The following is a 382-nucleotide window of genomic DNA, read 5'->3' as shown; positions in this document are numbered from 1 at the left end:
TTTCTACTCCTCTATTCACAGGTGCCGGATGCATGACAATAGCATGTTCTTGTAATTTGTTATAACGCACTTCATTTAAGCCATGCTTTTGATGATAATCATCTGCTGCAAATCTAGTTTCTTCTGCAAGCCCATGTCTTTCATGTTGAATTCTTAATAACATAACTATATCTACTGCTTCTATAACATCATCTATATTTACATAAGGCGCTTCTAAAGAATCATCAATCCAAGCATTTGGGCTATTAAACATTACGTTTGCACCTAATGCTTTTAAACTATGGTAATTACTACGTGCGACACGTGAATTTTTAATGTCGCCACAAATCAATACATTCAAGCATTCAAAATATCCATATTCTTCATATATCGTCATTAAATC

Annotated in this window: 1 protein-coding gene; it reads right to left on the bottom strand. The window is 33.5% G+C overall.

Going from position 1 to position 382, the window contains the following annotated elements; all coding sequences use genetic code 11:
- Window positions 1-382 (bottom strand): aspartate carbamoyltransferase (locus ETC00_RS20330; protein ID WP_483296505.1); only part of this gene is annotated, 382 nt, incomplete at both ends.

Origin of the sequence: Brevibacillus sp. MCWH (genome assembly GCF_013096935.1) — a bacterium.
GTDB classification, from domain to species: domain Bacteria; phylum Bacillota; class Bacilli; order Brevibacillales; family Brevibacillaceae; genus Brevibacillus; species Brevibacillus aydinogluensis.
The sequence above is the reverse complement of the archived record's forward strand: the minus strand, read 5'-3'. Positions and strand labels throughout refer to the sequence as shown.